Below are 13805 nucleotides of genomic sequence, written 5' to 3' on the forward strand. Positions count from 1 at the left end.
TTTTCATTCACGCCTAGCGCTCTAGAGCGAATTCTTCGATCCGCTTGCCTGTTAGGTAGGGGAGAAGGAGTTGAGGAGGGCATTGAGCGGCCTGAGACATAGCCGCTCTCCTGAAGTCAATTAGGCCGTCACTTTGAGACTTTCTTGATATACACGCAAGGAGGCCAAATCTTCCTCGGCGCTTCGATAATCAACTTGTGTCAGGTAAAGGCCATCGGGTACGGCAACAGGGCCGCAAGCCGTTCGGTCTTTTGCTTCCAGAGCTGTTTTGACATCTTCCTTGTTCCACTTTCCCTCACCTACAAGACGTAGGGTGCCCACCATTGAACGAACCTGATTGTGAAGGAAGGAGCGAGATGAACACTCTAAAAATACGGTTTGGTCTCTGCGATATACGGAAATTTTTTCCATTGTCTTCCAAGGGCTTTTGGCTTGACAGTGGGTATGGCGGAATGTTGTAAAATCGTGATGCCCTAGTAAAACTTGTGCTGCATCATTCATGGCATCAGCATCAAGCTCTGGTTTTACATGCCACGCAAGTCCGATATCAAAGGTCAAGGGGGACAGGCGGTTTTCAATCCGGTACCGATAGTGCCTTCGAGTTGCAGAAAAGCGTGAATCGAAACCGGGGCCAGTTTTTTCGCAGGCGAGGATCGCAACAGGGTCTGGCTGACAGTGGAAGTTGAGGGCATTGCGTACAGTCTTGGCAGGCCAATCTTTTTCAAGATCAATATGGGCGACTTGCCCTGTTGCATGGACGCCAGCATCAGTCCGTCCGGCCCCGCCAAGAGTTATCGTTTCACCGCAGAATTTTTTGACGGCGCGCTCAATGACTTCCTGAACTGTGATGACGTTTTTCTGTCGTTGCCACCCTGCAAAGGGGCGACCATCATACTCTACTGTAATTTTATAGCGGGGCATTCGTGCTTCTTAGGTCTATCGGGTTACTCAAGGTCTTCAAAGGGAGTTGGAAAACTAACTTCAAAGGGAAAGTATTGCTTTCCTTCTTGTGTTAGTGCCAAAGCCGAAAACACCGGACCGGCATAAGGGCCTTGAAGCCTTTTTGCAAGCTCTGCCTTAAAACCAAAACGAGGAAAATATTCTGGGGGCCCCAGTGCGAGGATCAGATCCTCGTCCATGCGCTGTAGGTGGTCAATAGCTTCGATGATCATCGCGGTGCCAACTCGGCGGTGTTGATGATGGGGGCATACGGAAACGGGTGTGAGAACCGATATGTCCAAAAGGTGTCCCTTACCACCTCCGGTTACACGGGAGGCCATCAAATGCCCAATGACCTCTCCGCTTTCCACTTGGTCCTTATGGCCAACTGCCACCAGCTCCAGAATTGAAGCGCCGCACTCCCTTAGATCCTTGGCAAGCTGGGCCTCCCAAGAGCCATGAAACGCGTCCATATCAAGCTCAAATACCTGTTCTTGGTCTTTAGCTTCAAAAGCACGGATATGGATATCCCGATCCAAATGTAGCGTGATAGCACTCATGTGAAGGCAGATACTCCCGCTTGGGGTTGTTGATCTGCCTTGCAGTGTAATGCAAATTTAAGGGCTAGGAAACAGCCTGACCCTGTTTGAGAGAAGCACCCCTAAGAAACTCTTCGCTGTTAACGGCACGTTTTCCCGCGCGTTGCACTTGAGTAAGTTTCACGGCTCCTTGAGAACACGCGATGATCAGATCGCTGCCTTCAGCCTGCAAAACAGTACCAGTCGGCCCTTCTCCCTTAACCAAGCTGGACCTCAATACTTTTACTCTCTCGGGCTTGGATCCAAATGTGATCTCGCACCATGCGCCGGGGAAGGGAGACAAACCGCGGATGTGGTTGTGCACTTCCTGGGCGGGAAGGGACCAGTTTATTCGGGTTTCTTCTTTTTTGATTTTTGCCGCATACGTGACACCTTGCTCGCTTTGTGGTGTTTCGCTCAGGCCGCCCCTCGAAAGAGCAGAGAGCGCGCGAACCATGAGGTCTCCGCCCAAACTAGACAGGCGGTCGTGTAGTTCGCCTGCTGTCATATCCGCGCAGATGGTTACGCTCTCAGACAAGCATATTGCGCCCGTGTCCAACCCCTCTTCAACCCGCATAACCTGAATGCCGGTCTCTTTGTCTCCAGCCATGATTGCGCGGTTGATGGGCGCTGCTCCACGCCAGCGGGGAAGTAGTGAGGCATGCCCGTTCAAGCAGCCGTGAGTGGGTGCCTCGATCACTTCATTGGGGAGGATGAGGCCATAGGCGACAACCACTGCAATGTCGGCATTGTGTGAGCGGAAGACTTCCTGCTCTTCCGCAGAGCGAAGAGACTTTGGCGTATAAACAGGGATGCCAAGACTTTCTGCGGCTTCATGAACTGGTGATTTTTTAAGTTCCATGCCTCGGCCAGCTTTGCGCGGTGGCTGGCTATAGCAGGCGACCACCTCCCAGCCTTGGCCAACAATTTCCATAAGGGTTGGAACGGAAAAATCGGGAGTACCCATAAAAACGACACGTAATGACATGATGGCTTGCCTTTATTGGAAAAATTGCTTGCTCGCTTTATTGCCAAGCTAACCTCTAAGGGCAAGGACTTCATGGTAACTTGAGGGATTATTTGTGGTTACTGAAGAGCCTTTGTCAGTGAAGTGGATCTTTTGCCTCGTTTAAAGTCGGGAGCTAAGGCTATGGGGTTAGGTTCAGCATAGCTTTGGGTTTCACTCCGGCGTGTTCTCTTTGAACCGCTGAGTAAAGAAGAACTATATTGCTGTAGCATCCACTGGCAGCAACGCAGAATTATTCTACGCGCAGATCAATCTGCAATGTTGATATGCTTACAATCCTTAAGGGACTTTGAGAGTTAACTTTAGATTGAGGCGTTTAATGTGGTTGGCTCAGACCGTGAAGAGGGCACAGTGGAGCCGTAGGGCAAAGCAAAAAGTGCCGCCCCACCACAAGATATGAGTATCAAGCGCTTGCTTTGGCTTTTTGGGCCTTTGTGTATTTCTTCATAACGCGCTCACGCTTCAGCCGTGATAGGTGATCTACAAACAGCACACCATTCAGATGATCATACTCATGCTGAATACAAGTTGCCAGCAGTCCACCCGCTTCGATCTCGCAGGCTGTGCCATCGCGGTCCAGATAGGATACTTTAACCGCTACAGGGCGCTCCACATCTTCATAGACTTCCGGAATAGACAGGCAACCTTCTTGATAGACGGCGGTCTCCTCAGAAGACCAGGTGATCTTCGGATTGATGAAGACCATTGGTTCTTTTTTGTCTGCTTCGCCCTCTTCACGCTCGGCAACATCCAAAACAAAAATGCGTTTCAGGACACCAATCTGCGGTGCTGCCAGTCCAATGCCTGGGGCGGCATACATTGTCTCCAGCATGTCATCGGCCAGCTGGCGAATTTCATCAGTTACGTCTTCGATGGGTAAGCACGTTTCGCGCAGGCACGCATCGGGAACGAGGACAATTTCTTTTTTGCTCATAATATGGAGATAGAAAATCAGCAGCAAAAAATCAATGTTCTTGTGCTGCATTAAGCCAACTAGATAAATTTGGGATTATTTGGTGCCTTTGTTCTTGAATAAATGGATTAGGGGAGAGCTGATTTCGAACGCTTTTCCAAGCATTCATTTATTGGCTACATTCTCTTGAGAGTGAAAATGTTCTATGTTTGTTTCATGCAGGACACTCTTTTTACCCTCGGAAACTATTCATTTTCCACTCAGCTCGTGGTTATCGCTTGTCTGTCGTTTGGGATCCTTATTTTGCTGTATTCGGGTGCTCGGACACGTAAAAAGCTGAGAACCGTCACACGAAACGGTTACCAACTTGAGGGCGGGGAGGATGGAGAACTGGATGCAAAGCTTGAAAAAGTTCTGGAATCTCAAAGCGAAATAACTGGCCGTATGCAAACGATGGCGGAGATTTTTGGTTCTCGCCAGTCAGATTTAATGCGGGCCGTAAATGACCGGTTGGATGGTATGGGCAAAACGCTCGGAGCTTCAGTCTTAGAAACCCACCGGCAAACCCATCACAGTCTACGTGGTCTGCATGAGCGAATGGCTTTATTGGATCAGGCTCAAAAAACTATGGGTGATCTTGCTGGTCAAGTGACAAGCTTGCAAAAGGTTCTTTCAGATAAGCAGGCGCGAGGAGCTTTCGGACAGAGGCGAATGGAGCAGATCATCGAAGACTCGCTGGCCTCATCAAGCTATAGTTTTCAAGGGAGACTATCAAATAACACGCGCCCTGACTGCATCATTCATATGCCCTCTGGCGCGCCCCCCTTGGTGATTGATGCAAAGTTTCCGCTTGAGGGGTATGAGGCTGTCCGTTCTGCTAAAAACCGTGAGGAATTTAAAGCAGCCGCAACTCGTTTCAAACGGGATATCTCCAAGCATCTGGATGATATTTCCTCCAAGTATCTACTGGTGGGAGAAACGCAGGAGACTGCACTGATGTTTGTGCCCTCTGAAAGTGTTTTTGCCGAAATTAATGAGAACTTTGTTGATCTTGTCCAAAAAGCCTATCGCTTGCGTGTAGTCATTGTTTCTCCATCACTTTTGATGTTGTCCGTACAAGTTGTCCAGTCGGTATTGCGGGATGCCCGAATGCGCGAGCAAGCTCACGTTATTCAGGCCGAGGTATCCAAGCTTCTGCTTGATGTTTCACGACTGGCGGAACGTGTCGAAAAACTACATACCCACTTTTCCCAGACTGCCAAAGATATTGATCAGATTATCGTTTCCGGCGATAAAATCCAAAAGCGTGGACAGAAGATCGAAGAGCTTGAACTTGGGTCTTCTTCCCCGGAGCTTGTGATAAGCAAAGATCCATCCCACCCGGGTTTTAGGGAGACACTAAATGCTGCTGAACACCGGGTTCTAGAGGAGGATGAATTGCCGTCCCCGTTCCACTTTTCCTAGGCTCATTCACAGCAAAAAGAAGCCGAATATGATTAGTTGTTTCAACTAAAAGAGTCTGTGCTAGATAATAAAATTTATAGTTGAAACTAGGGATATCTGGAATGTCGGTTGCCATCGCGTTAAGCAAAATGAATGGGGTTAAGTGGAAAAAGCGTATGGAAAGCCGTTTGCCGAACCATCAGGTGCAAACATGGCCCAATATAGCTAACCATGAAGAGATCAAGTATCTTCTAGCCTGGAAGCCGCCCGCTGATGTATTCGAGACCCTTCCAAACCTGGAAGTTATTTTTTCACTTGGTGCTGGTGTTGATCATTTAATATTTAACCCCCAGCTTCCAACTGTTCCGGTTGTGCGAATTGTAGACACTGACTTGACCGACCGGATGACCGAGTGGGTGACTTTGCAGGTTCTCTTACACCACAGACAGCATCTCCTATATGCGCAACAGCAAAAAGAGCGCATGTGGAAGGGGTATCAGCAACTCCCGGCGCGAGAAGTTCACGTTGGCATCCTCGGACTTGGAGAATTGGGGGCTGCGAGTGCGGTTGCTCTTCGTCAACTTGGATTTCAGGTGTCGGGTTGGTCCCGCTCTCGAAAGGAATTACCTTCCATTCAAAGCTATGCAGGCCAATCTGAACTCTTTGGTTTTCTTCAGCAAACAAACATATTGGTCAACCTTTTGCCCCATACACAGCAGACACAGGGTTTGATCGACTATGAGCTTTTAACCTACTTGTCCCGAAGTGAGGATTTTGGTGCTCCCGTATATATTAATGCCGGTCGGGGAGGTACTCAAAATGAGAAGGATCTGGCTAGGGCCCTGCAGGACGGAACTTTAAAAGGTGCCAGTATTGATGTCTTTTCCAGTGAACCACTGTCACCGGAAAACCCACTATGGCAATTGGAAAACTGTATTGTGACACCTCATGTGGCTTCTGAGAGTGATCCGAACGCGCTTAGCTACAATATCGCAGAACAGATCACCGCCTATGAACAAGGGCAGGGGTTGAAGCACACAATTGACTGGTGCTCCGGTTACTGACCTGCATTTTTTGAATAACAATAAAGTAAATTCATTCCCTTCAGGGAGGAGTGAGGCTTGCGATCAGTATTGATCTCAAGTCGTACTCCAATATCATAGCGGTCATTTCAACTGCTGCGTTTACTCAGCTTAAAGTGAGGTCTGGTAAGCTTGAGCTGCACGCAATCTTTGAAAGCTGTTTGCTATGATATCTGTCTGTTTTCGTTACGTATTACCTTTTATTAAAAATGATGATGGGTATACATCGGTCGAATTTGGACTGATCGGAGGATTGATAGCCCTTACGTTAATTTCAGCATTAGGAATTAGCGGATCTCAACTATCTGAAATATTTAATAAAATTTTATCTGACTTCTCTACTTCTGTTTCTGAAAGTACCATTAAAGAAATAAATTAACTACCTCTTAGCAAAATATAACAACTATGAAGTTATGGTGTAAAGATTATGAGTCTTGAATGCTGTGATTCTTAGTTGCTGCTTATGAGGTGTTCTGTGGTTGTAAAGGCAGTTTTATTAGTATTTCCATTTTCAGTTATTCTTGCTGCTTTTTGTGATCTTTTTACAATGAAAGTGCCGAACTATATTCCTGTTTTGCTTTCACTAGGATTTGTTGTCGCTGGTCTGTCTCTTGGTATTCCGTGGATGCAGTTTGCAATGAATGTGGCAGTGGCCTGTGCCGTCTTGCTTGTAGGTGTTCTTCTTTTCGCATTTGGGGTTATGGGAGGGGGAGATGCCAAACTGGCTGCTGGCATCGTACTTTGGCTGGGTCTAAGCGGTGTGACTCTTGAGTTTCTTTTGCTGCTATCCATTTACGGCGGGCTTCTGACACTTGCCTTACTGGCTTGTAGATACACGTTGGTCTTGCCAGCTATTGTATACCGCTATCAATGGTCTTCTCGTTTATTAAGCAAAGAAACGGGAATACCCTACGCGATTACGATGTCTGTCGCGGCCCTTCAAGTATATCCAAGGTCTATGTGGTTTGAGTACTTAGTTCTTTAATGAATATAACTATTTTTATCAATTGGTTAGGTGGATAGAATGAAAGTGGGCAGAATAGTTGTTTTTGTGGTTGCTTTAGGGGCTGGTCTGCTTGCTTCGTTGCTTGTACTCAATTTGGGAGAAGAGCCTGATCCAGTGCCGATTGTAACAGCAACGCCGGAGAAAGTTGAAACAGAAAAGGTGCTGGTTGTTGCCAAGGATCTTGAGCTTGGGCAATCCTTGCAGTCCGCCGACTTTCGCTGGGTTGATTGGCCAAAGGACGCTATTGAGGAAGGAACAATCTTGAAAGCCTCATATCCGCAGGCTGTTACAGACCTTTCTGGCCGTATCGCGAAAACCCCGATGTATTCAGGCGAGCCCGTTCGCGAAGAGCGCCTTATAGCTACTGACAGAGGGTTTATGGCAGCCATTCTACCCAAGGGAAAGCGCGCCATTGGAGTCTCCGTGAAAGCAGTAACAGTTGCTGGCGGGTTTATTCTTCCCGGTGATAAAGTTGACGTCTTGGTTACAAGGTCCGGTGAAAGCGGCAAGTATTTGAGTGAAACCGTTTTGGAAAACGTGCGAGTGCTGGCCATCGATAGTAAGACGGCTGGTGAGCATGATGGCAAAAATCTGGAGCCAAACCGCACTGCCACACTGGAGCTGACGCCGGTTCAAACCGAAATTATGACACAAGCGCAGAAGATGGGAACAATCTCCCTGTCGTTGCGTTCTGCTCAAGATTCTGCGGATGGAGATGATGAGCCAAGAGAAGGTCGGGGCAGTTTGACCTTCGTGAAATACGGCATTCAGTCCTATGCCATTAGTAATCAGTAATTGTATCGTGTTGGCAGGTTCTTGATTATGTATTGCGTTCTAAAAAGACTTACCCGCTCATGGAGCTCCTCTTTTCTTTTATGCCTCTTGCTGGCGGTCAACTATGGCCTGTCTACGAATAGGGTCGCAGCGCAGGATTTCCCGAAAACTATTGAAATTCTGAAGAATGAAGCCAATGAAAGCCGCTATATCAATCTGGGAATTGGGCGCTCCGTCATTATCAATAGTGAGGAAGAGGTTCGGGACGTACTGGTCTCCGATCCAAGGTTTGCCGATGCTGTCATTTCTACCAAGAACAGGATTTATTTACTCGGAAAAGAGGCAGGGCATGCAAGCCTAGTCTTGTTCGGACATGGAGGACGGCAAGTCGCATCTATCCAGCTGAATGTGCAGTCGGATACGAGTGAGCTGCATACACTGCTTCAAAAGTTGCTACCCAACTCTGCGATTGAAGCGGAAGTTCTGAATGGAAGTGTTATTCTATCTGGCAAGGCGGTTTCTGCGAGCGATGCGCAAATGGCGGCCAACATTGCAGGCAAATTCATAGGTGAAGATAAAAAGGTTTTTAATGCCATAGCTGTTGCGGAAAAAGATCAGGTCCAGCTGCGTGTGTCTGTTGCCGAAGTTGCCAGAACGATTGTCAAACAGCTTGGTGTTAATCTTTCTGCTTCCTTTGGTATTGGAAATTATGGTCTCGGCTTTGCTACTGCGAATGGATTTAACGTCAATCCAGCTGTTACTGGGCAAAGTATTATCGAAGGAGGATTTTCATCCAACTCTTCTTCAATCGGCGGGCAAATTAAAGCGCTGCAGCGTGACGGTATTGTTCGTACATTGGCCGAACCCACGCTGGTGGCCATATCCGGTGAAAATGCAAGCTTCCTTGCTGGTGGCGAGTTTCCGATTCCTGTTTCCTATGATGATGACGCCATTGGAATAGAATTTAAGCCCTATGGGGTGGGGTTGGATTTTACACCGGTGGTGCTTTCCAATGGCCGCATAAAGCTGCGCGTTAAGACGGAAGTGAGTGAACTGACTTCGGAAGGGGCGGTCAACCTCATTGACGGGATAGCCATCTCGGGTCTTTCTGTTCGAAGGGCTGAATCTACTGTCGAAGTCCCTTCTGGCGGTACGATTGTCATGGCTGGTCTGTTAAAGGACGACTATGGTCAGGAAGTTACCGGAGTGCCCGGTTTGAGGGATCTGCCAATCCTTGGACCGCTTTTCAAAAGCCGCGATTTTCTCTCCCAGCAAACAGAGCTGGTGGTGTTTGTAACGCCGTATGTCGTTAGACCGGTTGCTGAAAACCAACTGGCAAAGCCCTCGGATAATCTATTGCCACCAAATGATAGTGATACAGTTTTTTTCAATCAATTGAACCGGATTTACCGTTCCAGTGGTGCCCCTGGTAAAGGGCAATACCACGGTAAGGTCGGCTATATTTATGAATAGGAGCCGCACCAATGACTAAGGCATTTGTTCACATTCGCTTATTTGGTTCCGTGTTCCTTGTGGGCGTAAGTGCGCTCTTCATAGCAGGGTGCCAGCCGCCGGCTGGAACCATGTCCCCATTGCCTCTTTCAGCGTTTGATTATCGACAGCGGCACCCAATCGTCATTGCGGAAGCCTCAGAAAACCTCGACCTCCCAATTGGGGCATCGACCCGTTCCTTGAGCCAGCAAATGAAAGGCTCTTTGATTGCATTTGCGCAGCAAGCAAGGCTGGAAGGGAACGGATATGTGGAAGTCCTGATCCCCCGTGGATCAGCAAACCAACGGGCAGTTCAGGCTGTGAAGCCGTCTATCCGTAGTTCCTTAAAAGAGGGGGGGATCGCGCCCACAAACATTGTTATGCGCGGTTATCCGGTTCATGACCCAGAAGCATCCGGCCCAATCAGAGTGTCATTTGCACGGGTTAAGGCAACGGTTGCTGAATGTGGCCAGTGGCCGGAAAATCTTGTGGGACAAGCGAACAATAAAGACTATCAAAACTTCGGCTGTGCCACTCAAGCAAACTTAGCAGCTATGGTCGATAATCCTGCGGACCTGCTTTACCCACGCGCGGCAACTCCTCCTGACGCTACACGGCGCGGCGTCGTTATTGAAAAGTACCGTCAAGGCCAGTCAACTGCTTCCACATTCACTGAGGGTGTGGGCGCCAAAGTTTCGGATTCCAACTAGGAGGAGCTCTATGAGTATTGCAGTTAAAAAAATACCGTACTCGCAGGGCAGGGAAGGAACCGCTGCTGAGTTGGAACAATCTGTGCTTATACCAAGAATTGCCATTCAAGCGTTTGGTTTTGCTGACAACACGCTAGAGATCTTGAACTCTGTTGCTGATGACAGGCGTATGCGCAAGGCTCATCTCAAAGTCCAAAAAGGTGGCATTCAAACGGCTACGCAGTATTTCGCATCTTCCGCAACGCCAAATCTGCTCATTTTGGAAACTGATCAAGAAGGGAATGACCTTCTAACCAGCCTCGGGAGTTTGGCTGAAGTCTGCGATGCAGAAACAAAAGTTCTGATTATCGGTAAAACGAACGATGTGAATTTATATCGTGAGCTAATGGCACGCGGGATCAGTGAATATCTGGTGGGACCAGTGACGATAACAGAGCTGATTGGCTCCATTAGCCAGCTCTATTGCAAAGCAGATGCTGCGCCATTGGGAAGAACCTTTGCTGTTATTGGTGCAAAGGGGGGATGTGGGGCCTCCATGATCGCCCACAATGTCTCATGGGTTCTCTCAAAAAAAGCTGAGGTGGATGTAGCCCTTGCAGACCTTGACCTTGCATTCGGGACAGCGGGACTGGATTTTAATGAGGATCCGCTGCAGGGGATTGCAGAAGCAATGGGAGCACCAGAGCGCATTGATGAGACGCTGCTGGATAGATTGCTGTGCCAGTGTAATGAGCGCCTCAACCTTCTGGCTGCCCCTGCCAGTTTGGAGCAGACCTACGAGTATTCCGAGGACACTTTCGAATTGCTTATTGAGACAATGCGAAAGGGGACACCAGCCGTGGTGCTGGATATTCCCCATGCGTGGAGCAACTGGGTTCGAAAAGTTCTCACAGGTGCAGATGAGATTATCATTGTAGCGGAACCTGACTTGGCGAACCTGAGAAATACAAAGAATATGGTTGACCTGCTGGCTCAGTTAAGACCCAACGATAAAGCACCCTACCTTCTCTTGAATAAAGTCAATATGCCCAAACGCCCGGAAATTAAACCGCAGGAGTTTGCTGAAAAACTAAACGTCGACCTGTTGCCGTCAATTCAATTTGATGCCGCAGTCTTTGGAGAAGCAGCTTTGAACGGTCAGATGGTTGCTGAAACGGACAAAAGGAAAACTCTGAGTTCAGTTATTGAGCAGATAGCTTTCACAGTGTTGGGGAGAGAGAATACGCGGGGCCGCAAACATTCCTTCTTGTCCCCGCTCCTATCAAAACTTGGGAAAGTGACTGCGGGTTGATGCTGGAAACTTTTGAGGGGGAGGCTGCCTGAGATGTTTGGAAAACGCGGCAGTTCTGTGTCACAAGGCTCTAAGAGCTCTGGTCTGAAACTGGCTTCATACCACTCCGGGAAAGCAGAAACGAACACGTCATCTGTTATGGATACACCTGTGATCCAAGGGGAAACCTTAGAGGAGGGTACATCTAAAGAAGCGCCTCCAAAAAAGCGGAGGACACAAGAGTATTACGAGACTAAATCATCAATTTTTAACGCTCTTGTTGATGCCATCGACCTCTCGCAGCTCGCGCTTCTCGAAGCGGAAGAGGCCCGAGAAGAAATACGTGATGTTGTCAATGATATCATTGCGTTGAAGAACATTGTGATGTCCATTGCCGAGCAAGAGGATCTGCTGGACGACATTTGTAACGATGTCTTGGGATATGGCCCTCTTGAGCCGCTTCTGGCACGCGATGATATTGCCGATATTATGGTGAATGGAGCGGAGACAGTTTATATCGAGACTGCTGGTAAGGTTGAAGCAACTCAAATTCATTTTCGGGACAATGCCCAGTTGATGAATATTTGTCAGCGCATTGTCTCGCAAGTAGGGCGGCGCGTGGATGAATCCAGCCCCATTTGTGATGCCCGCTTACCCGATGGTTCTCGTGTGAATGTGATTGCGCCGCCTCTGGCGTTGGACGGGCCAGCTCTGACAATTCGTAAGTTTAAAAAAGATAAACTCACGCTGGATCAATTGGTAAGGTATGGCTCCATCTCAAAAGAGGGAGCTGAAATTCTTCAAATTATTGGGCGCTCACAATGCAATGTAATTATTTCGGGCGGAACTGGGTCTGGTAAAACAACGCTTTTGAATTGCCTTACGCGTTATATCGATCACACGGAGCGCATTATCACATGTGAGGATAGTGCCGAGTTACAATTACAGCAGCCTCATGTGGTTCGTTTGGAAACTCGTCCCCCAAACCTCGAAGGCGAAGGGCAGATTACCATGACAGATCTGGTGAAGAACTGTCTGCGTATGCGACCGGAGCGGATTATTGTCGGGGAGGTCCGTGGTCCAGAAGTTTTTGATTTGTTGCAGGCAATGAACACCGGACACGATGGTTCCATGGGCACTATTCACTCCAACTCTCCTCGTGAATGCCTCAAGCGTATGGAATCCATGATCGCAATGGGGGGCTATGCGCTTCCCAACCGGACTGTAAGAGAAATTATAACCGGCTCCATTGATATTATCATTCAGGCAGCGCGGCTGCGCGATGGGTCCCGCCGTATAACCCACATAACCGAAGTGGTTGGAATGGAAGGGGATGTGGTGACCACACAAGATATCTTCGTTTATGATATCACCGGCGAGGATGCCAACGGTCGACTAACCGGTCAGCACCGCTCTACGGGCATTGGGCGGCCTCGCTTTTGGGATAAAGCCCAATACTTCGGGGAAGATCAAAGGCTTGCTCAGGCGCTGGATGCCGCAGAAGTGGAGTTGATATAGATGCAGGATATACTCAGCTCCTTCCCGCCTATTGTGTTTCAAATGATTGTGGGAGTGTTGGTTGCTCTGTGCGTTGGGGGACTTTCCTATGCAATTCTCTATCCCACGCTTTCTGGAACGAAACAGCAGGATGAGCGGTTAGGAGCCGTTGCCAATAGTGGTTCACTCGCGCTTAGCCAGCACAAAGCCCTTCGTGAGAACCAAGCCAAAAAAACAAGCGTCCAAAGCCAGTTGAAAGCCCATGAGGAAAAGCAGGAGGCCCTCAAAAAGAAGGCAAAAAAGCCCACCTTTACGGTTTGGATGGCACAAGCTGGCCTCAATTGGTCGAGAAAGAAGTTCTACATCATTTCTGCAATTAGTGCAGTCGTCTTTTGTCTAGCCTCCTACCTCACCCAGCAACATACTCTGGTGAGTATTGGAGCACTGTTTGTAGGTGGGCTTGGGATGCCAAGGCTCTTTGTTGCACGGGCACGTAAAAGACGCTTCGCTGCATTTCTTGAAGAGTTTCCCAATGCCATTGATATTATTGTGCGCGGGGTGAAATCTGGTTTGCCACTGACAGACTGCCTGAAAGTCATATCAAAAGAGGCAAAAGAGCCCGTTGCCAGCGAGTTCGCGCGTATTGTTGAAACCCAGAATGTGGGAGTGGCGCTGGGGGAAGCGGTGATGGGCATGAACGAGCGTGTACCTCTGCCTGATATTGGCTTTTTCGCAATTGTTATTTCCATTCAGTCGAAGTCCGGGGGCGGGCTTTCAGAGGCGCTGGGCAACCTTTCCAAAGTTCTGCGTGATCGCAAAGCTATGAAAGGAAAGGTGAAAGCCGTCAGCTCAGAGGCGAAATCCTCTGCAGCTATTATAGGCTGTCTGCCGGTTATTGTGGCGGGTCTCGTTTATTTGGTGAGCCCCGAATATATCCTACTTTTATTCAACGATATTCGCGGAAACATCATGCTTGTCATTGGCGCGGTCTGGATGCTGATCGGTGTGGTGGTCATGAGTAAAATGATCAACTTTGATATTTGAGAGTGGGTAGATTTGAAAGATGAAGGCAGAC

Annotated in this window: 14 protein-coding genes; 10 read left to right on the forward strand and 4 right to left on the reverse strand. The window is 48.5% G+C overall.

The window, feature by feature from the left end; translation table 11 throughout:
• Positions 1-120: 120 nt before the first annotated feature.
• The 4 genes from truA to def form a co-directional block, all read right to left on the reverse strand.
• Positions 121-921 carry a tRNA pseudouridine(38-40) synthase TruA gene (truA, locus tag P6574_RS01830; RefSeq protein ID WP_310618696.1) on the reverse strand — a complete coding sequence of 267 codons (801 nt, stop codon included), beginning with the start codon at positions 919-921 and terminating at the stop codon, positions 121-123.
• A 23-nt stretch (positions 922-944) separates the two neighbouring features.
• Positions 945-1499 (reverse strand): GNAT family N-acetyltransferase, encoded by a 555-nt coding sequence (locus P6574_RS01835; protein WP_310618697.1) that lies wholly within the window; start codon positions 1497-1499, stop codon positions 945-947.
• A 64-nt stretch (positions 1500-1563) separates the two neighbouring features.
• Positions 1564-2505, reverse strand: a complete 942-nt coding sequence (fmt, locus tag P6574_RS01840) for a methionyl-tRNA formyltransferase (RefSeq protein WP_310618698.1) — start codon at positions 2503-2505, stop codon at positions 1564-1566.
• Positions 2506-2947: 442 nt separating this feature from the next.
• Positions 2948-3478 carry a peptide deformylase gene (gene def, locus P6574_RS01845; RefSeq protein ID WP_310618699.1) on the reverse strand — a complete coding sequence of 177 codons (531 nt, stop codon included), beginning with the start codon at positions 3476-3478 and terminating at the stop codon, positions 2948-2950.
• Between the two features lie 195 nt (positions 3479-3673).
• Between def and P6574_RS01850 the strand changes: the two genes are divergently transcribed.
• From P6574_RS01850 to P6574_RS01890, 10 genes are all read left to right on the forward strand, one after another.
• Entirely contained in the window at positions 3674-4921 is a 1248-nt protein-coding gene (locus tag P6574_RS01850; RefSeq protein WP_310618700.1) for a DNA recombination protein RmuC, read from the forward strand.
• Between the two features lie 101 nt (positions 4922-5022).
• Positions 5023-5964: a 2-hydroxyacid dehydrogenase gene (locus tag P6574_RS01855; protein WP_310618701.1), complete on the forward strand. Its 942-nt coding sequence runs from the start codon at positions 5023-5025 to the stop codon at positions 5962-5964.
• A gap of 184 nt (positions 5965-6148) precedes the next feature.
• Entirely contained in the window at positions 6149-6361 is a 213-nt protein-coding gene (locus tag P6574_RS22045) for a Flp family type IVb pilin (protein ID WP_405048065.1), read from the forward strand.
• 96 nt (positions 6362-6457) lie between these two features.
• On the forward strand, positions 6458-6967 hold the full coding sequence (locus P6574_RS01860; RefSeq protein ID WP_310618702.1) for an A24 family peptidase: 510 nt from the start codon (positions 6458-6460) through the stop codon (positions 6965-6967).
• 39 nt (positions 6968-7006) lie between these two features.
• Positions 7007-7783 (forward strand): Flp pilus assembly protein CpaB, encoded by a 777-nt coding sequence (gene cpaB, locus P6574_RS01865; protein ID WP_310618703.1) that lies wholly within the window; start codon positions 7007-7009, stop codon positions 7781-7783.
• A 27-nt stretch (positions 7784-7810) separates the two neighbouring features.
• The gene (locus tag P6574_RS01870; RefSeq protein ID WP_310618704.1) at positions 7811-9235 is read left to right on the forward strand and encodes a type II and III secretion system protein family protein; all 1425 of its coding nucleotides are present in this window, start codon (positions 7811-7813) and stop codon (positions 9233-9235) included.
• An 11-nt stretch (positions 9236-9246) separates the two neighbouring features.
• Entirely contained in the window at positions 9247-9963 is a 717-nt protein-coding gene (locus P6574_RS01875) for a CpaD family pilus assembly protein (RefSeq protein ID WP_310618705.1), read from the forward strand.
• Between the two features lie 10 nt (positions 9964-9973).
• On the forward strand, positions 9974-11254 hold the full coding sequence (locus P6574_RS01880) for an AAA family ATPase (RefSeq protein WP_310618706.1): 1281 nt from the start codon (positions 9974-9976) through the stop codon (positions 11252-11254).
• 33 nt (positions 11255-11287) lie between these two features.
• On the forward strand, positions 11288-12751 hold the full coding sequence (locus tag P6574_RS01885) for a CpaF family protein (protein WP_405048066.1): 1464 nt from the start codon (positions 11288-11290) through the stop codon (positions 12749-12751).
• Positions 12752-13774, forward strand: a complete 1023-nt coding sequence (locus tag P6574_RS01890; protein WP_310618707.1) for a type II secretion system F family protein — start codon at positions 12752-12754, stop codon at positions 13772-13774.
• Positions 13775-13805: the final 31 nt, after the last annotated feature.

Origin of the sequence: Pseudovibrio sp. M1P-2-3 (assembly GCF_031501865.1) — a bacterium.
Classification (GTDB): Bacteria; Pseudomonadota; Alphaproteobacteria; order Rhizobiales; family Stappiaceae; genus Pseudovibrio; species Pseudovibrio corallicola.

Coding starts and splice junctions, on each gene's coding strand:
- fmt (WP_310618698.1), bottom strand. CDS start 2,505: ATGTCATTACGTGTCGTTTTTATGGGTACTCCCGATTTTTCCGTTCCA.
- P6574_RS01850 (WP_310618700.1), top strand. CDS start 3,674: ATGCAGGACACTCTTTTTACCCTCGGAAACTATTCATTTTCCACTCAG.
- P6574_RS01855 (WP_310618701.1), top strand. CDS start 5,023: ATGTCGGTTGCCATCGCGTTAAGCAAAATGAATGGGGTTAAGTGGAAA.
- def (WP_310618699.1), bottom strand. CDS start 3,478: ATGAGCAAAAAAGAAATTGTCCTCGTTCCCGATGCGTGCCTGCGCGAA.
- P6574_RS22045 (WP_405048065.1), top strand. CDS start 6,149: ATGATATCTGTCTGTTTTCGTTACGTATTACCTTTTATTAAAAATGAT.
- P6574_RS01870 (WP_310618704.1), top strand. CDS start 7,811: ATGTATTGCGTTCTAAAAAGACTTACCCGCTCATGGAGCTCCTCTTTT.
- P6574_RS01890 (WP_310618707.1), top strand. CDS start 12,752: ATGCAGGATATACTCAGCTCCTTCCCGCCTATTGTGTTTCAAATGATT.
- truA (WP_310618696.1), bottom strand. CDS start 921: ATGCCCCGCTATAAAATTACAGTAGAGTATGATGGTCGCCCCTTTGCA.
- P6574_RS01835 (WP_310618697.1), bottom strand. CDS start 1,499: ATGAGTGCTATCACGCTACATTTGGATCGGGATATCCATATCCGTGCT.
- P6574_RS01875 (WP_310618705.1), top strand. CDS start 9,247: ATGACTAAGGCATTTGTTCACATTCGCTTATTTGGTTCCGTGTTCCTT.
- cpaB (WP_310618703.1), top strand. CDS start 7,007: ATGAAAGTGGGCAGAATAGTTGTTTTTGTGGTTGCTTTAGGGGCTGGT.
- P6574_RS01885 (WP_405048066.1), top strand. CDS start 11,288: ATGTTTGGAAAACGCGGCAGTTCTGTGTCACAAGGCTCTAAGAGCTCT.
- P6574_RS01880 (WP_310618706.1), top strand. CDS start 9,974: ATGAGTATTGCAGTTAAAAAAATACCGTACTCGCAGGGCAGGGAAGGA.